The sequence below is a fragment of the Cytobacillus sp. IB215665 genome (assembly GCF_033963835.1).
Classification (GTDB): Bacteria; Bacillota; Bacilli; order Bacillales; family SM2101; genus Nanhaiella.
Genome location: NZ_JAXBME010000003.1, coordinates 336,151 through 353,581 on the forward strand (window position 1 = coordinate 336,151; position 17,431 = coordinate 353,581).

Annotated in this window: 15 protein-coding genes and 1 pseudogene; 10 read left to right on the forward strand and 6 right to left on the reverse strand. The window is 33.2% G+C overall.

All coding sequences use genetic code 11. The features are described from left to right. The 6 genes from SLH52_RS05800 to SLH52_RS05825 all read left to right on the forward strand — a co-directional run bounded on the left by SLH52_RS05800 (window position 1) and on the right by SLH52_RS05825 (window position 6,769). Entirely contained in the window at window positions 1-1,074 is a 1,074-nt protein-coding gene (locus tag SLH52_RS05800) for a YheC/YheD family protein (protein WP_320208333.1), read from the forward strand. 451 nt (window positions 1,075-1,525) lie between these two features. After that, window positions 1,526-2,881: a YheC/YheD family protein gene (locus SLH52_RS05805; RefSeq protein ID WP_320208334.1), complete on the forward strand. Its 1,356-nt coding sequence runs from the start codon at window positions 1,526-1,528 to the stop codon at window positions 2,879-2,881. Next, the gene (locus SLH52_RS05810; RefSeq protein ID WP_320208335.1) at window positions 2,878-4,074 is read left to right on the forward strand and encodes a YheC/YheD family protein; all 1,197 of its coding nucleotides are present in this window, start codon (window positions 2,878-2,880) and stop codon (window positions 4,072-4,074) included. Before SLH52_RS05805 ends, SLH52_RS05810 begins: the two co-directional genes overlap by 4 nt. 82 nt (window positions 4,075-4,156) lie before the next feature. Next, on the forward strand, window positions 4,157-4,342 hold the full coding sequence (locus SLH52_RS05815; protein WP_320208336.1) for a hypothetical protein: 186 nt from the start codon (window positions 4,157-4,159) through the stop codon (window positions 4,340-4,342). Between the two features lie 151 nt (window positions 4,343-4,493). Then, window positions 4,494-5,390, forward strand: coding sequence for a PucR family transcriptional regulator (locus SLH52_RS05820; protein WP_320208337.1), 897 nt, complete (start codon window positions 4,494-4,496; stop codon window positions 5,388-5,390). A gap of 278 nt (window positions 5,391-5,668) precedes the next feature. Then, window positions 5,669-6,769, forward strand: coding sequence for a sn-glycerol-3-phosphate ABC transporter ATP-binding protein UgpC (locus SLH52_RS05825; RefSeq protein WP_320208338.1), 1,101 nt, complete (start codon window positions 5,669-5,671; stop codon window positions 6,767-6,769). A 197-nt stretch (window positions 6,770-6,966) separates the two neighbouring features. On the opposite strand, the gene SLH52_RS05830 is transcribed toward SLH52_RS05825, so the two are convergent. Continuing rightward, on the reverse strand, window positions 6,967-7,227 hold the full coding sequence (locus tag SLH52_RS05830) for a hypothetical protein (RefSeq protein ID WP_320208339.1): 261 nt from the start codon (window positions 7,225-7,227) through the stop codon (window positions 6,967-6,969). 303 nt (window positions 7,228-7,530) lie between these two features. Between SLH52_RS05830 and SLH52_RS05835 the strand changes: the two genes are divergently transcribed. Both SLH52_RS05835 and SLH52_RS05840 read left to right on the forward strand, forming a co-directional pair. Then, complete coding sequence (locus SLH52_RS05835) at window positions 7,531-7,752, forward strand: alpha/beta-type small acid-soluble spore protein (RefSeq protein WP_214483391.1); 222 nt, start codon at window positions 7,531-7,533, stop codon at window positions 7,750-7,752. An 809-nt stretch (window positions 7,753-8,561) separates the two neighbouring features. Beyond that, complete coding sequence (locus tag SLH52_RS05840; RefSeq protein ID WP_320208340.1) at window positions 8,562-10,013, forward strand: SulP family inorganic anion transporter; 1,452 nt, start codon at window positions 8,562-8,564, stop codon at window positions 10,011-10,013. Between the two features lie 194 nt (window positions 10,014-10,207). On the opposite strand, the gene SLH52_RS05845 is transcribed toward SLH52_RS05840, so the two are convergent. From SLH52_RS05845 to yeiL, 3 genes are all read right to left on the reverse strand, one after another. Continuing rightward, window positions 10,208-10,729, reverse strand: coding sequence for a YfiT family bacillithiol transferase (locus SLH52_RS05845; RefSeq protein WP_320208341.1), 522 nt, complete (start codon window positions 10,727-10,729; stop codon window positions 10,208-10,210). Between the two features lie 291 nt (window positions 10,730-11,020). Then, the gene (locus SLH52_RS05850; RefSeq protein ID WP_320208342.1) at window positions 11,021-12,244 is read right to left on the reverse strand and encodes an MFS transporter; all 1,224 of its coding nucleotides are present in this window, start codon (window positions 12,242-12,244) and stop codon (window positions 11,021-11,023) included. A gap of 270 nt (window positions 12,245-12,514) precedes the next feature. Beyond that, a complete protein-coding gene (yeiL, locus tag SLH52_RS05855; protein ID WP_320208343.1) occupies window positions 12,515-13,186 on the reverse strand; it encodes a transcriptional regulator YeiL in 672 nt (223 codons plus the stop codon). A 78-nt stretch (window positions 13,187-13,264) separates the two neighbouring features. On the opposite strand from yeiL, the gene SLH52_RS05860 reads away from it, so the two are divergent. Both SLH52_RS05860 and SLH52_RS05865 read left to right on the forward strand, forming a co-directional pair. Then, window positions 13,265-14,422: an MFS transporter gene (locus SLH52_RS05860; RefSeq protein WP_320208344.1), complete on the forward strand. Its 1,158-nt coding sequence runs from the start codon at window positions 13,265-13,267 to the stop codon at window positions 14,420-14,422. Window positions 14,423-14,727: 305 nt separating this feature from the next. After that, window positions 14,728-15,042, forward strand: a pseudogene (locus SLH52_RS05865) (HAD family hydrolase); the annotation flags it as partial. A gap of 146 nt (window positions 15,043-15,188) precedes the next feature. Here SLH52_RS05865 and SLH52_RS05870 read toward each other — a convergent pair. Beyond that, complete coding sequence (locus SLH52_RS05870) at window positions 15,189-16,022, reverse strand: hypothetical protein (RefSeq protein WP_320208345.1); 834 nt, start codon at window positions 16,020-16,022, stop codon at window positions 15,189-15,191. Between the two features lie 154 nt (window positions 16,023-16,176). Continuing rightward, complete coding sequence (locus SLH52_RS05875; RefSeq protein ID WP_320208346.1) at window positions 16,177-17,124, reverse strand: RNA polymerase sigma factor; 948 nt, start codon at window positions 17,122-17,124, stop codon at window positions 16,177-16,179. Window positions 17,125-17,431 lie beyond the last annotated feature (307 nt).

Below are 17,431 nucleotides of genomic sequence, written 5' to 3' on the forward strand. Positions count from 1 at the left end.
ATGAAACAATTTGGTTTTTTAACCCTTCTTCCAAATCAAGAACGAGGTTATGCAACCGAAATTGCAAAGCATGCTGAAGCATTTAATATCACAGTTTATCGACTTACACCCTTATCAATTGATCCAAATACTGAATTAGTACATGGAGAAAAATTTGATCTGACAACAAATACGTGGGTGCAGGATACATTTCCTATCCCAACTGTCCTTTACGACCGTTGCTTTTACAGTCAAAATGAAATTTCAATGAAAAGTAAACCTATCGTTAATTGGCTAAAGACAAGGCCAGATACTATTTTTCTCGGCTATGGCTTACCGAATAAATGGGAAATCTATAAAATTCTAAACAATGACCCTATCCTTTCTCACTATATTCCAAAAACTGAAAAGGTTACATCTCGGCATAAAGTGATCCAATCCCTTAGAAAAACAAAACAAGTACTACTAAAACCTGAAAGTGGTTCACAAGGAAGAGGCGTTATAAGCCTTTCAGTTAAAGATCAATATATTGAAGCAAAAACCCATCGTAAGGAAAAAGTTATTACAAAACAATTTCAACATAAGCCAGAATTTATATCATGGTTAACAAAACTGTTAACAGTCCAACCCTACCTTATGCAACCTTTGTTGTCGCTTCACGATGAAAAACATCGACCATTTGATATTCGTGTTCTCCTACAAAAAAATGAAACAGGTCATTGGATTGAAAGAGGACGTGGTATTCGAAGGGGGCATCAAAACGATTTAATTTCAAATATCCATGGTGGGGGTATGTACATTCCATTTGAAAATTGGTTAGATGCACTCTCAACGAATACAAATAACATTATTAAAGATGAATTAGAAACGATCATCGATCGGGTACCACAAATATTAGAGGGGCAATTTTCTGAACTATTTGAGCTTGGAATTGATATTGGACTTGATCAAGATAATAAAATTTGGCTAATTGACACGAACTCTAAACCTGGGAGAAGCGTTATTTTTCAACTTAATTCGAATAAAGAGTTGGAGCTCTTTGCCGCCCCCCTCCTATATAGCAAACACCTTACGAAGAATATGACTACTTCATAAAAGAAAAGAGTCAGGAAACCCTTTATTAATAATTACATGATGTATTAGCTACTTGAATACTAGTGTATAAAGAAATTTTTACCGTTTTACACATCCTAATAATTAGTCCTTTGTCCATTTAAGACATAAACACGTATATACAATACAGTTTCCTGGCATCTTTTCTTCCTTAGATACTATTTCTTAAATATAAGTAAATAAAAAAACATAGTTTACGAAAAAAGCCTTGTAATAGGCTGTTTTCGCATTACTTGTTACTTTGAGTAAAAAGAGCTAAACACGAAGTTAACTAACGTTCGGGGCATCTTTTCTTCTATAAATACTTGAACAATCATTTCATAATAATCATCAGATTCTCAACTTTAAGAGGAAAACAAGCAACATAGTTTACGAAAAGAGCCATTTTAAAATGAAACAATCATTAAGACGATTTAGTAGGAGCTGAATAAGCATGAAGTATTCCTTAACAGTTACAAATGAACACAGTCAAACTGTATATATTCCTAAAGAGATATTCAAACCTTCAATGGAACAAATTTTCTTCGGAACGATATCATGCGCATGCTCGATACAATCACATTCATACAATGATCATGAGGTTATTATGTCTAAAGATGTCTATGAACAACTGCATATACCTCGATGTAGTAAAGTTCACCTTTTCACAGATGAGGAAAGAATATATGTAGGTCCGCTTATAGGTATATTTACAGCTGGTTTTACTGAGTCAAATTTGCGCCCGATAGGGAATAGATCATTGTTTTTTGCAAAGCTATTAGCTGTAGAAGAAGCAATCGGAGCTTACGCTTATGTATTTGGTGCTCATCATATATGCTGGGAGAAAGGATTGGTAACAGGACATTTTTATACAGATGCTGGATGGAAACAAATTGAGGTCCCTCTCCCAAACGTTGTATACGATCGTTTACCAAATCGAAAAACAGAAAATCAACATTACTTTAAACATATTAAAGAACGACTACAAAGAGAATATTCTATTCCTTGGTATAATCCAGGATTTTTTAATAAATGGAGTATTCACGAGCAGTTAATTACCGATCATTCCATTTCACATTTTCTTCCAGAAACAGAACGATATGCTGACTTATCACAATTAAATGATTTGCTAAAAAAATATCGACATGTTTATTTAAAGCCTATTAATGGCAGTCTTGGATATGGTGTCTTTCAACTTTTTTATGTTGAAGATGAGAAGTGTTATTATTGTCGATATAGAGACAAATTCACGAAAAATCGGCTTCAAAAATTTCCAAATCTAGAATCAATGATTAATCATTTATTTAAACAAAACCAACTTCAACAATATATTGTTCAACAAGGTATATCATTGTTAAGAATTGACGGTAGAACTGTTGATTTTCGTATCCATACGAATAAAAATCGAGAGGGCAATTGGCAAGTCAGTGTTATAGCTGCTAAAATTGCTGGGAAAGGGAGCGCTACTACTCATTTAAAAAATGGAGGAATGGTTAAAACAATAGAGGAAGTTTTTACAGATGAAGAACAAAGAGCTGATATAATTGACCGCTTAACAGATGCTGTTATCTCACTTAGTAAAAGCATTGAAATTCGAACAGTAGGCTTAATTGGAGAAATTGGATTTGATATTGGCATTGATAAAGAGCTAAATATCTGGTTATTTGAAGCAAATTCTAAGCCAGGAAGAGCAATTTTTAATCATCCTAAACTACATGAGTACGATTTATTAAGCAGGAAGCTGTCCATGTTATTTGCCATTTATTTAACAGAAAAATCAATATTAGAGCCCGAGGTTATCTTTCAATGAAACAGTTATATTATGACCCAAGCTCTCAAGAGTGGCATCAATCTATTGCAAAGGACACCCCCTTTTTTTTCGGTCAGAACAAACAGCTCACTACTTATTTAGAAACAATATTGCCTCACCTTATCCATTTCCCCGTTCTATGTAAAGGGTCAATGATTGGACCATTAATTGGTATTATGACAAGTGCATCAAAAAAAGGCAAAGCTTTTTCTGGGAACCATCATATATTTCGACAAATTCAAGAAGCGTTACAGTCACTTGGAGGAGTATGTGTAGTTTTCTCTTATGAGGGTATACGTAGTAATGGCATAACTGGTTACGTATATTACAAGAAGAAAAAAGGGTGGTTACAAATTCATGCTCCATTGCCACATATCATATATAACCGTATACCTTCTCAAGAGGATGAACAATTAGGAGCAAATGTTAAAGCAATAAAATTTTTTCAGGATCGTAAAATACCGATCGTAAACCCTTCCTTTTTCTTAAAACAAGATGTATTTTCCTCACTAGCTGAAAATAACATAACTAAAAAATATTTACCTGAAACTTCACAGCTAAAAAAACCCCAGCAGTGCAAAGACATGTTATCCACTTATGGTGTTGTTTATATAAAGCCAAATCGTGGTTGTAAAGGGGAAGGTATTAAAAGAGTTACGATAAAACACAATGATACGGTCCAAGTAGAAGATGTAAAAACAACAGAACAGTTCTCGAGCATTGATATGTTTTTACATGCATACCCTATACTTTTCAACGGCAGTTATCTTATTCAGCAAGCAATTGATTCAGATGAAATAGATCAAAAGCGGTATGATTTGCGTATTTTTGCCCATAAGCAAGCAAAACAATTTATTATTAGTGGTATCGGTGTAAGACAGTCTATTACACAAGATGTTACTACCCACGTACCAAACGGAGGGAAGCTCCTTCCATTTGAAACTATCCAAGACCGTATAAATATAAATGAACTATATACTTTGGTTGATGAATGTGGGCAAGCGTTAAATAAAAAAATGGGGTTTATTGGAGAATTTTCAATTGATATAGGTAGATCGAAAGAAGGTATGTTGTATATTTATGAAATCAATTCAAAACCGATGGTATTTGATGAAAAGCCTATACAAAAAAATGGAATAAACAACCTCGTCCAACTATTTCAAGAAGTCACCGACTTTAAAACACCTACATGAAATATTTTATCAAGCCCCTTAAAAATAATTTTTTAAATTCTACACAAACTATGAATGTAACTTCAATAGGAGGTGTTCATTGATGACTGATGAAAGAACTGACAAAAAAGATCTTCTAAATGAAGGACGAGACAAAGCTTACTTCGATATTGATCGGATGATTAACGAAGGAATGGCTGGTGGTTCAGTTCATTCATGCTACAATTGTACTAATATTGAAGAAGCCAGAGATGTTGTTGAAGAGGAACCTCCACATGAAATAACATAATTGTCACTGAATAAACCTCTAAAAAGAAGCTCGACAGGTACATAACGTACCTGTCGTTTACTGTTATAATGATAGGTGATATGAACGTTCATAGCGTGATATACTTTACTAAATCATGTTGAACTAAAAATACATATTAAGGTGAGTTACGATGATTGAAAAATTGCAACAATTATATGGTGAAGCAGTATTGCTAGAAAAACCAACAACAAACATACATAATTATGATTGTTTTGAAACGAAAGACGGCACAGATATCTATCTAGCTAAAAACGCAGTAACAGAGAAAGAGAAAGAACTACTAGCACTGCTGTTAACACCTGTGCATAACTATAAAGAAGCCTTATCAAAGGAAGAAGTATTTTGGAGAAATGTACTGTTTAACGATAAGGTACATAATGAATCAGACATTCAGCCTTCACAAATACGATTTATTCACTTTTACATCCCTACAGCTTTATACGATAAAGATGACTTTCTAGATACTATGAAAGAGCTTTTTTACTCTAAAATTTTCATTCTTTGGGAAAGCAATCAAATGGGTACGATCATTGAATATTATGAGCCGAAGCAAGATAGAATTCAGTTTCATGAATTTATTGAAATTATTGCTAGTGATCTGTTTATAAACATCCAATTATTTGTAGGTCATGTACATCTATTCTCCGAGAAGGTCAAACAATATTTTCACGAGGAAAAAGTATTTTTTCAACAGGCTAAAGCTAAACTTTCACATGAAAAGTTATATAAGCTTGAAGACGTTTTTCCAATCCTCTTTTTACATGAACCATCAAAGAATATTTTGCCTCATGTAGCAGAAAATTTATTTTCAAATATTGGAAAAGATGATGAATTACTTCAAACAATAAAGTTGTTTATTGAATGCAACTTAAATATTTCCCTCGCATCAAAAAAACTGTTCATTCATCGCAATAGCTTACAATATAGAATAGATCGTTTTATAGAAAAAACAGGGATTGATATTAAAAGCTTCAAAGGTGCTTTTACGACGTATGTAGCAATTGTTTATAAACATGTTAACTATTAATGTAATATTCCTAATGTTTAATGGAGACGATATAAGTTGGGTTTACAACTTGCTGTCTCCATTTTGTTAATCATTTTACAGAACACTGCTAGAAACTTGTTACAATAAAGTGACGATAGCATAGGATTTTTGGTGTTTTATGTACCATTTTGTGAAACATGCACAATCGTACTTTCTTTTTTTGTGCAACCCTTACATTTACTATTAGATATATTATTATGTAGACTATTACTATATTAAGAAAGCGTTCACAATAATCCTACTAGGAGGCAACAACAATGGCTGAATTAAAATTAGAACATATCTATAAAAAATACGATAATGACGTAACAGCAGTTAAAGACTTTAACCTTCATATTAAGGACAAAGAGTTTATCGTATTTGTAGGACCATCAGGATGTGGTAAGTCGACTACACTACGTATGATTGCTGGACTTGAAGAAATCTCTTCTGGTGACTTTTATATTGGAGATAAAAAAATGAATGATGTAGCACCAAAAGACCGAGACATTGCGATGGTGTTCCAAAACTATGCATTATACCCACATATGAACGTCTATGACAACATGGCATTTGGACTTAAGCTTAGAAAAACACCAAAGGCTGAAATCGAAAAGCGTGTTAATGATGCTGCGAGAATTTTAGGATTAGAAGAATATTTAAAGCGTAAGCCAAAAGCATTATCTGGGGGTCAACGTCAGCGTGTTGCACTTGGACGTGCAATTGTTCGAGACGCAAAAGTTTTCTTAATGGACGAACCACTTTCAAACTTAGATGCTAAGCTACGTGTTGCTATGCGTTCAGAAATTACAAAATTACACCAACGCTTACAAACAACAACTATTTACGTAACACATGACCAAACAGAAGCAATGACAATGGCTACACGCTTGGTTGTTATGAAAGATGGTATTATTCAACAAATTGGTACTCCTACAGAAGTATATGAAAACCCTGAAAATATGTTTGTCGGTGGATTCATTGGTTCTCCTGCTATGAACTTCTTTAAAGGTACATTACAGGAAGATGGTAATTTCAAAATTGGTAACATTACTATCTCAGTTCCTGAAGGAAAAATGAAAACATTACGTGATAAAAAGTATGTGAACAAGGAGTTAACTTTAGGTGTTCGTCCTGAAAATATTCATGATGAGCCCGTATTCCTTGAATCATCACCAAATACAAAATTCAGAGCTACAATCGAGGTAGCTGAGCTTATGGGTGCAGAAACTATGCTCTATTCACAGCTTGGTAACCAAAGCTTTATCGCACGTGTTGATGCTCGCTCAAAAATCTCTCACGGAGATGTAGTGGAATTTGCGTTCGATATGAACAAATCTCATTTCTTCGACAATGAAACAGAAGAACGTATTCGATAAATACCTACAATAGAAAAGGGTCTAGCACTACACAATATTTGTATAATGGGGATTATCCCATAAGACAATATGACTGTAGTGTTAGGCTCTTTTTTATATGGCTGTTTTCGCATAATTAGTATTTTTTGTACTAACACCTAAACACGTTTCAATCAATTGCTATTACTTACCGTCCATTTGTTCAAATTAGGTAACATTCAAATGATATTATTTTCTTGTTCTTTAATTAAGCTCACAAACTCATGTTGGCAAGATGCACAAAATAAAATGTGTGGACATTCATGGTTACTTAACGTAGTCCCATATCCATCATTTCTCTTTAAATGGTCAATTTCCATGTAAGGACTGTAATCATCATAATAGTCCATTACCCTTCCTCTATCCTCAGTTCCTTCTCCACATACAGGACAATTAACCGCGAAATTTCCTAGCCCATTACAAAGTGGGCACATAAACATTAAACCACCTCATTTACATACGCATAAAATTAGTTTGTTAATAACGAGGTGGATAAATGTATTATTTCATGAAAAAGTAATGATTGTTAACTAACAACCATTACCAATCTAATTCATGAATATCATCTTTCAAATACGTCATAATACTAGATAAACATTTAATTTATTGGGTAAAGCCAAGTTTGGCATGTGGATGTATGATGTTCAGTAATAGATGCTGAATATGATTAAAGACCATACAGCTGGTGCAAATCCAGCCTACCCAACCAAAATTAGAATTATGATGAGGAGATGAAACAAATCATGCAAAATCAACCACAAGCAAACAATTCGTCGTCAAACCAACTTGTCGTAGCCGGTGCTCAACAAGCAATAGATCAAATGAAATATGAAATTGCAAATGAATTCGGTGTAAACTTAGGACCTGACACTACTTCTAGAGCAAATGGATCAGTTGGAGGAGAAATTACCAAGAGATTAGTTTCTATGGCTGAATCACAACTTGGTGGTCACCAACAACCGTAATAACAAACAAAACTAAATAACATGGCTAAGGTCTCAAGATAATCTTGGGACCTTTTTGTTGTTTTTTTGGCAGACATTTTATAAATTATTATTTCCATTTCACCAAAACTATACAGCTACGTGAATACATGTCAAAATCTGTAGGCGTTAAGTGTTTAAATCTTAGTCAGAAAAGTATATTGTTTAAAGCAATGTAATTTGGTGGTTTTCTACATATAGCTAAGCATTTAAGAGCAATCATTTAATGTAGGCGTTTTCACTACATAAAAACTATATTGGAGTTTTTGATAAATATGTGTATAATGTTTATTTGTGTATTAATGTCAAATTCATAGTGTACACATAATTAATTGTTTTATTAAACTGCTAATTGTTATTTTTTGTGCAAACAGTATAACCACTGATACAACTAGCATCCTGCACCTTTGCTATTTTCATCTTATAAGGCTTAGAAAAACTTATCTTACAGTAAATTTTCAAGATAAATCGAAAAGGGCCTATTAAAATAAAACTCATCATTACTTTAATTTTTTAATTATAGTAGTTCAACAATAAGGACATGCGTCGGAAATGTAGCATCGGAGTGAAGCTCCTTGGAAAAACATCTTTGCTGCATCGTTTCGTGGACTTAATTCTCTGCAAAAAAATTGATGTCCAAAATGACACTTGCACATACATGTGTAAAATAATCCTACTAAAACAGCAAAATTCAAATACAAGCACGGGATTTGCACATTTTATTAAGTTGTTTCACAAGTCTTTTTTTCCAGATTTTCCGAACCATTTCATATAAACAAAGAGGTGATTATTTGTATACTGAAACTTTAAAGAATCAATGGTTTTCAAATGTAAGAGGTGACATATTAGCTGGAATTACAGTAGCATTAGCCCTAATCCCTGAGGCGATTGCTTTTGCCATTATAGCTGGTGTTGATCCAATGGTTGGTTTATATGCCTCTTTCTGTATCGCTGTGCTAATTTCGATTTTTGGTGGTCGACCAGGAATGATTTCAGCTGCAACAGGAGCAATGGCATTATTGATGGTCGATTTAGTTAAAGATCATGGCCTAGAATATTTACTAGCTGCAACGATATTAACAGGAATTATACAGTTCATATTAGGTATTTTGAAAATAGGCAGGTTTATTACATTTATTCCACAAGCCGTTATCATTGGCTTTGTTAATGCATTAGCGATATTAATATTTATGGCTCAGCTACCCCACTTCATTGGAGAAACTTGGATGATGTATGCGATGGTTGCTGGATCTTTAGCGATTATTTATATTTTACCGAGATTTACAAAAGCAATCCCATCCCCACTTGTAGCGATTATCGTCATGACGATTTTGGCAATTACTTTAAGCCTTGATGTTCGTACAGTTGGTGACATGGGGGCAATTACGAGATCTTTACCTATGTTCCATTTACCAAATATACCATTAACACTTGAAACATTATTAATTATCTTACCTTATTCTTTACCATTAGCATTTGTTGGTATTATTGAATCATTATTAACAGCAACAATTGTCGATGAGATGACAGAAACAAAAAGTGATAAAAATAGAGAAGTAAAAGGTCAGGGATTTGCAAACTTTGTAACTGGCTTTTTTGGAGGAATGGCAGGCTGTGCTATGATAGGGCAATCAGTCATTAACGTTCGTTCAGGTGGTCGTGGACGCTTATCCTCTTTAGTTGCAGGTCTCTTTTTACTATTTTTAATTATTGTGTTAGGCGACATCGTAACACAAATTCCAATGGGTGCGCTTGTAGGTGTTATGATCATGGTTTCTATCGGTACATTTGATTGGACATCATTACGTGAGATTGCCAAAATCCCTCGTCCTGATGCTGTTGTCTTAATAGCAACTGTCTCGATCGTTGTAACGACTCATGACCTTGCAATGGGTGTATTTTCAGGCGTATTATTAAGTGCCTTATTCTTTGGTTGGAAGATGGCAAAAATCAAATCAAACGAAGTCGTTAAAGACGGTATAAAAACATACCATATAAAAGGACAAATGTTTTTTGGTACGATGGCTCACTTCGTAGAGTTATTCGATTATCATGCAGACCCTGATGAAATTGTCATTGATTTTAGTTCATCACATGTGTGGGATCATTCAGCTGTTACTGCCATATCAAAGGTAAAGCAAAAATATGAAAACATAAACAAAAAAGTAACAATTACAGGTCTAAATGAAGATAGCCAAACAATCGTAAATCAAGTAGGATTATCTTCTTCCTCCGGGCATTAATTAAACGATAAAAAAAGGAGTAACAAATAACTTATTATTTGTTACTCCTTTTTATTTTGACTTTACTGAAATATAAACAACACTGCTTCTATTTTAGGTAATTTAGTATCCTTTGTCTCTCCACATCATAAATTTATTAGCACATATTATAACCATGTGAGCATATAAATAGCTAGGCATTCGCAAGTAGTCATTCATGATCCTTTTCGGCTAGATATCGAAGTGATGTGTGCTAGATGATGTCGACCGTGCCAGGCGTAGATGCCTATATTCTTACCGACAGTGACTTTCCCTGAATCCGGATGGATAAAGGTCTTTTCCATATCAGCAGCTTGTAGACTTCTAAGTAGTTTAGTCCAGCGTATATGTAATGCTTCGAGCAATGATAATGACATATCAATCGGCAATTTGGAATCAGGAAGCTCCGCCCATTTCCCTTCCTCATATGGTCTGATTTCTGGAGTATCTTCCGTAAGAGCCAACTTAAAACGTATATAAGCATTCATATGGCTATCAGCAAGATGATGGACTACTTGCCTAACGGTCCATCCACCTGTTCGATAAGGTGTATCAAGTTGATGATTATCTAGACCACTTACAGAGTCTCGTAATAATTGAGGTAGCTTTTCAATGTCATTTATCCAATCATTAGTCACATCAGCAGTAATTTCACCATTATATTCAAAATGTCCAATTGGGTATCTCTTATCCACCAAACGTTCCTCCTCTAAATTCCTCAGTATTTTTATAGGCTCTTAGTACGAAAAGTTACACTTAATGTGAAACAGCCTTTATATAATATGTTCACTATTAATCAATATTCGCGACAAATTATTAAATAGTATTTTTATACGTTCCACTTAAGAATGGTAATGAAATAACAAATAGACTAATTTACTAGCTCGATACTCATGAGAATATTTACTATCCCCTATTAGGTGATAACAACAATTTCCTCTTCACTATTTCAACTTTAAGATTCTTGTCACATGCATATGATCGAATAGTTAACCCGCTATTTCATTCATGTTTTCTTTGAAATAAGTAGATTTGGATGGCATTGATACGATGATCAAAAGAGTGACAGCAAATAAAATTGCAGCTATTGAAAATAAAACACTAACCAATTGTAATGAAAACCATTCTGCAAGAACCCCTAAAATGAGTGTAAAACCAATTTGAATCATTCCTTGTACCATTTCCGCTATGCTTCCAAATCTCCCCATTATATGAACTGGAATACTATTTTGAAAAAAGGTTGCGTATCCTGCATTTGCAAACGCCATAAAAAACCCTAAAAAGACGAAAGCAGCTGTTGCAGTTATAAAATTATCGGATGAATAAAACAACAGGTACCCTATAGAAGTTAACAGTATCCCTCCCCCTAAATAGAATTTTAGTGGTACCTTTTTAGTTACAATTGCAGCTATTAACGACCCTGCTAATACACCAATACCCGTAATACTTACAATTAAACCGTAATCTCGATCTGATAACATTAAATTTTGTTTAATAAATGTAACTTCTTGAGAATCCAAAGCAAATCCTATTAACATTGCAAATTGAAACAACAAATAAACAATAAAAACAAACTTCGCTGTTATCACAAACTCTCTAACTTCCTTCCAATCACGCACTAACGTTTTCAATCGAATCGGTTCCCGAATTTTTGATAAGTCCTCATCGACATTAGGAAGAAGATAAATGAATAACGAACAAATGATAAAGGTAATCGAGTTTATGAAAATACATAAATCTGTACCTACGTACATGATTAGTACTCCTGCAATTGCTGGACCTAACAAAAATGCACCTGAGTTCGTCATACTCATCATCGAGTTAAATCTTTTTCGATTTTCAGGTGGAACCAATTTAGTTATGTATACAGCTGAGCTTGGACCAAAAAATGCACCAACCATATTTATCAACAACAGGATAAAATAAATAGCCCAAAGTGATTCAATAAAAGGAATTAAGAATACTAATGCACCTCTCACTATATCAATGAAAATCATAAGCCTTCTTTTGTTTATTCTATCAATCACACTCCCCGCCCAAGTATTAGTTATTAACATCGCGATAGGTCGAATAACATATAAACCAGCAACTGCTGCTGCTGATCCTGTTAAATCTAATATTGAAATATTAAGTGCAATTAAGTATATCCAATTCCCTAAATACGATATTCCTATCCCTGATAATAAAAGGATAGGTTTTTTCCATGAAACCATTCTTTCACCTCTTATGAAAATCTTTACATTGAATGAATAAACTACCACATATTATCCTACACATACAGTAAATCAACAACCTTTATACTAACGAAAATTCATAGTAAGAATTCTTATGTCAAACATTGTTTTCTCATTGTTACTTTTCATACTAAAATATTCATTAATAATATGTAAAACCTACACTCTATTATTTGTTTGGTAGCAGTATAAATACTAGAATTTAATAAGTTATTGCCTTTATCACATCATAGATAAAAATTGAGACCATCACTTATTCCACAACATTTCAGCAAGATTATATAGTGAGTTATGCTGTTTTATACGATATTGACGTCCTTCTTTCACTAATAGCCCCTTATCGCAAAATTGTGCAAGTACATGCATTAAGTGTCGATAGGAAACACCTAAAAATTCACAAACAGTTACGTGTTTCTCCATATATATGCCATTATCAGAGGTATTTAAGATAAATTCCGCAAGACGGTTTTCAAGTGGGAATGATAAACTTTGCGAATATTTTGCAGCCATTATTGTTGATTTCAAACTTAATAATTTACTTAGTTCACGTAGAAATACCACATCTTCTAGTAATTGTTTACGATAGCGATGAAGAGGTAGTGCAAGACAAATAGTCTTGGTAGATGCTTGTATTCCTTTTGTATAATAAACCTCATTTAATAATTCCATTTCCCCAATATATTCCTTAGGGCTAACAAAATTTAATAAAGAGACTTTTCCGTTTTGATGCGTTACATAAATTTTTGCTTTACCTTCGATGACATAAAATAAAAAATTCGGCACGCTGCCTTCTTGGATAATCCATTCATCCCTTTTATATTCATGAACCTCGATAAATTCGTCAATCGGAAAAGAAAACAAAGCCTCAATAGAGCTCTCTTTTAAATAATGTAGTCTTTTCTCATCTTTATAAATTCTCATTATCCACCTCAAAATATGAGATATCTCATATTATTACATTCATATTCATTATATCATTCAAACAAAGGAGAGATATAAATGAATACACAACGGTGGATGAGCAGACAGTTCTTTAGTTTTTTTGTGACATGGGGTGTTTTCCTCCCTTACTGGACAGGGTGGATGATCCATATAAAAGGAATGACAATTTCTCAAACTGGATTAATAATGAGCTTAAGTTTGATTGCAAGAGGTATTTCAACGTTAATTGTTTTCCCACTATTATCAGGAAAATTAAGTAGTAAAACGATATTAAATGGTGCTTCAATCGGCACATTAATTGTTCTCCTCTTTTGTATTCCAGCTAGTTCTTTCACTAGTTTACTAGTGGTATCATTACTCTTACATGTTTTTTATCCAACTTTGATGCCCGCATTAGATAGTGCAGCTGGCGTCCTTATGAAAAATAATGAGTTAAAAAATTACGGGAAAAGTAGACTATGGGGATCTATTGGATTTGTAGTGGCTGGTATAATCGTAGCTATCTTTATTGATCTTATGGGGAATAACGTAATTTTATGGGCAATGTTATTAGGAGTAATTGTTTTCATGATCCTCGGCTTTATGCAAACACCCAACGTTTTATCAAAAAAATCACACAGTGCCCAAACAATAAAAGGAGGTATAGTAAGGTTATTTAGGAACAGCCACTTTGTTGTAGTACTCGTCATAGTAATATTATTGCAAGCTTCACACGCTTCTTATTACAATTACGGCTATATTTTTTTACAAGAAATACATGCACCAAACTATTTAATAGGTTTTATTATTAACATTGCGGTAATTGCTGAAATTATTTTCTTTGCTATCGCAGATAAAAGATTTTACAAATTTTCAGTAGCTACTTTACTAACACTAGCAGCACTTGGTTCATCGATACGGTGGGTCATAGTATTTGCTTTTCCGAATGTTATTATTTTTAGTATTTCACAAATATTGCATGCATTCTCGTTTGCAATGGCGCATTATGCTTTTATGAAATTTTTAAACAAAAATATTCCGTATGAACAGATTCCAATGGCGCAAGGTATTTACTCGGGATTCGCACTTAGCTGGGGAACTGCAGCGTTTACAATTTTAGGAGGTTACTTATACGAAATAGAATCAACATTCGCTTTTATTGGAATGCTATTCTGTACGATTCCAGCCATCTTACTTGCGTTTTCTTATCGGAAATTGGAACATAAAACGAACTAGCTTCTCCAATACTGCTTGTTACACAAGTTAATACATCTTAAGATAGTCCGAAAATACTAAGTAGTACAGAAATTAATGACAAAAATTATTAATGTCTGTGCTTCTTTTTTACTTATTTCCGACACTCGCCTTTCTTCTAATGAACAGTAACAGTCACATATAACTCCTCATGTTGTTGAAATCAACTAAAATTCCAAAGGTTTTCACAATTAATGAGTCATTATATAGAATATCAATTATTTACATAAACTAACTATTCTTCAGTTGTTAAGTCATAAAATGAAAATTAGTGAAAAATAAGATGAAATAATATTATAAAAGACAAGCGTAGAGATAGTGTTTTAGCAATTCTGCAATACTATGATTGGGGAAAATACTTTGTAGATATCGTTACAAATGATGATGGATTTCCACGAAAGCCTAATTCATCATCCTATAGTCATTTGCACACTAAACACGGAATTGATCTAGTTATCGGTGGCAGAGAATTAGATTTGTTGCCCAGTAAGGAATTAGGAATTGCAACTTTCATATTCCAAAATCAATTAGTGTAATCCGATTATCATTTATCGGATTACACTGAATTTTTTAATTCGAAAATACCATTCGTCAAGCAATAGACTAGCATGAGCTATTAGAAAAAGGCAGAAGGTAGCAAACCTACTGCCTTTTAAATGAAGGATCTTTTCGTAAACATTGTTGCTATTTTGTCAATTTAGTACTATAAAAGGTGGATTTTTATTGTTAGTCCTCATTGTACAGAAATTTAAAGCTTTGTTTCAATAAATGTTCTAATTTGTTTATAGCTTGATTCCCAAGTAAATGAAGAGTTATTTAATAGTAATTTAGCTATAGTTAAGTTATTAATTATTTCTAATTCAACCTGTTTCCTTTCTTCTAAATAATTGATAACGCCTTCTAATCCGTTCAAATTTCTACTTTGACCGAACTGTTGTTTTGTATAATACCATACAGCATGTTCAAACCATTCAGTAGATCTTTTTGCCTTAATTTTTTTTACACTTTCTTCGATATTATCTTGGTAATAATAAATAATAACTGGGTTAAGTTCCATAATTGTATCGGCAAGTTCAACAATGAATCTCTTTATTTCTGATATTGGTAAGTCGTCACGTGCAAGCAATGTATTAATAGGGTTTTGTAAAAATGCACAATCAAAAATAGAAATCATACTTTCTTTCTTCGCATTATCTGCAAAACTTTTCCAACGGCAAAGCAATAGCTGACAATATAGTTCATTTGGAAGATTATACACATCATATTGTTCTACGACTTTTAAAAGTGCATTAGGAATCAATTTCTTATATTTCAAATAAGGAATTAAATATAAATTATTTACTCCTCTATTAACAATTGATTCTATTAAAGTTGCATGTTCTTTATATTTACTAGTAATATTTCTATATTGTTTTTCCGTCACACATGCTATTCCTTCATAATCAGCTGGGTGATCTAAATGTCCTTCTATATACAAATCATTGTTAATTTCTTTTGTATTTAAAAGCTTGCTAATGTACTCGGATGTTGTCGTTTTCCCTGATCCAGGGATACCTTCTAGCATAATTAATTTCGTTTTCATGAAATACCTCCGTAAAGTGCTCTATTTATACAAATTCAAATGTACACCACTTATAGAAGATATTTTTTCAGTATCTCCTATTAACCGAAGATGTCCATATCAATCATTACAATCCCTCCGTTATCCTTTAAATTAAAGCTGCTTTCGTGTACAACTACATCTCGATGGGAGCAAGAGGCAACTCTAAATGTTCTGCAATATACTGCATGAATTCTCTACAAAAATAATAACAGCTCCATCTTGCCACTTTGCCGTTTTCCCATTCAACCGTATTCACATCAAATAACATTGTTCCTTGAGTAGTTTGCTTAGTAAATATTATCGTTTGTTTGCCAAACAAGTAAGTGCTAGTTGCTAAAATACTTTGGAGTTTAGTTCCTTTATTTGGATTAAGTGAATATTTAAGGATAGTTTCTTTTCCATATTCCTTGCTGTTCATCTCTACAAAACTAAATGTAGAATGATCAATTAGCATGTTGGCAATTCCCTTGAAATCTTTACGATTATATGCCTCTATAAATTCTTTGACAGCATCTGAATGAATATTAATATTGGATTCTTCCTTAATAATTCCACCGGTATCGTTACTCTCTCTTATGTCATACAATTTTTTTCTTGCACGATTGAGTAGTCCATTAATTGCTCCTTCAGAACTAGATAATAATTCAGCTACTTCATTTGCTGTGAAACGAAAAGATTCTATTAATATAAACACAACAGCCTGCCTCGGCGTTAGATTATGTATCAACGATAAAATTGCTTCATTTACTTCCAAAGAATCAATGAATTCTTCACTTAAATGGTTCTCATCAATGTCTTCATTTGATAATCGTCGATTTCTCCTACATTGATCAAGCCAATGGTTTGTAGCAACACGAAAAAGATATGATTTTGTTTTTAAATTCTGCTGTCGATGAGACAAGGCAGAAAGTGATGCAAATGACTTCAATAGTGTATCTTGAAGCAAATCCTCTGCATCCCAAGGAGTTCCTGTTAACTTTAAACAATATTTCCATAATTGATTGCGATAGGGCTGAACAACCTTCCAATACATACCCCATACGTCCTTAGTCTCTTCACCTATAGTTTGTAAATTTGTCATCATAATCACCTCCTCTATATAACGAATTAGGACGCCTTAATCATACGGACTTTTTAAAATTAAAATATTAGAGTATTTGAGAACCTGCTTCTTTGGCTTACGTTCATTTCTTCACGATTATCCTGATTTTAGCATATTATTGCTTTTTCGTTGCTCCACAATCTTCCTAAGAAAAAAATGACGCAATGCACGATTTATTACAGATTAAGTATGATTAGATGTATCATCTTGCCTACCTCTACTCACAGCCGTTGTTATCAACAATGCATTAAAAAAGTAAACAAAGTAATAAATTGACAATAAAATC

What these genes read in the sequence shown, in the direction of transcription:
- SLH52_RS05800 (WP_320208333.1), top strand. Translation starts at nt 1, where the DNA reads ATGAAACAATTTGGTTTTTTAACCCTTCTTCCAAATCAAGAACGAGGT.
- SLH52_RS05805 (WP_320208334.1), top strand. Translation starts at nt 1,526, where the DNA reads ATGAAGTATTCCTTAACAGTTACAAATGAACACAGTCAAACTGTATAT.
- SLH52_RS05810 (WP_320208335.1), top strand. Translation starts at nt 2,878, where the DNA reads ATGAAACAGTTATATTATGACCCAAGCTCTCAAGAGTGGCATCAATCT.
- SLH52_RS05815 (WP_320208336.1), top strand. Translation starts at nt 4,157, where the DNA reads ATGACTGATGAAAGAACTGACAAAAAAGATCTTCTAAATGAAGGACGA.
- SLH52_RS05820 (WP_320208337.1), top strand. Translation starts at nt 4,494, where the DNA reads ATGATTGAAAAATTGCAACAATTATATGGTGAAGCAGTATTGCTAGAA.
- SLH52_RS05825 (WP_320208338.1), top strand. Translation starts at nt 5,669, where the DNA reads ATGGCTGAATTAAAATTAGAACATATCTATAAAAAATACGATAATGAC.
- SLH52_RS05830 (WP_320208339.1), bottom strand. Translation starts at nt 7,227, where the DNA reads ATGTTTATGTGCCCACTTTGTAATGGGCTAGGAAATTTCGCGGTTAAT.
- SLH52_RS05835 (WP_214483391.1), top strand. Translation starts at nt 7,531, where the DNA reads ATGCAAAATCAACCACAAGCAAACAATTCGTCGTCAAACCAACTTGTC.
- SLH52_RS05850 (WP_320208342.1), bottom strand. Translation starts at nt 12,244, where the DNA reads ATGGTTTCATGGAAAAAACCTATCCTTTTATTATCAGGGATAGGAATA.
- yeiL (WP_320208343.1), bottom strand. Translation starts at nt 13,186, where the DNA reads ATGAGAATTTATAAAGATGAGAAAAGACTACATTATTTAAAAGAGAGC.
- SLH52_RS05860 (WP_320208344.1), top strand. Translation starts at nt 13,265, where the DNA reads ATGAATACACAACGGTGGATGAGCAGACAGTTCTTTAGTTTTTTTGTG.
- SLH52_RS05870 (WP_320208345.1), bottom strand. Translation starts at nt 16,022, where the DNA reads ATGAAAACGAAATTAATTATGCTAGAAGGTATCCCTGGATCAGGGAAA.
- SLH52_RS05875 (WP_320208346.1), bottom strand. Translation starts at nt 17,124, where the DNA reads ATGACAAATTTACAAACTATAGGTGAAGAGACTAAGGACGTATGGGGT.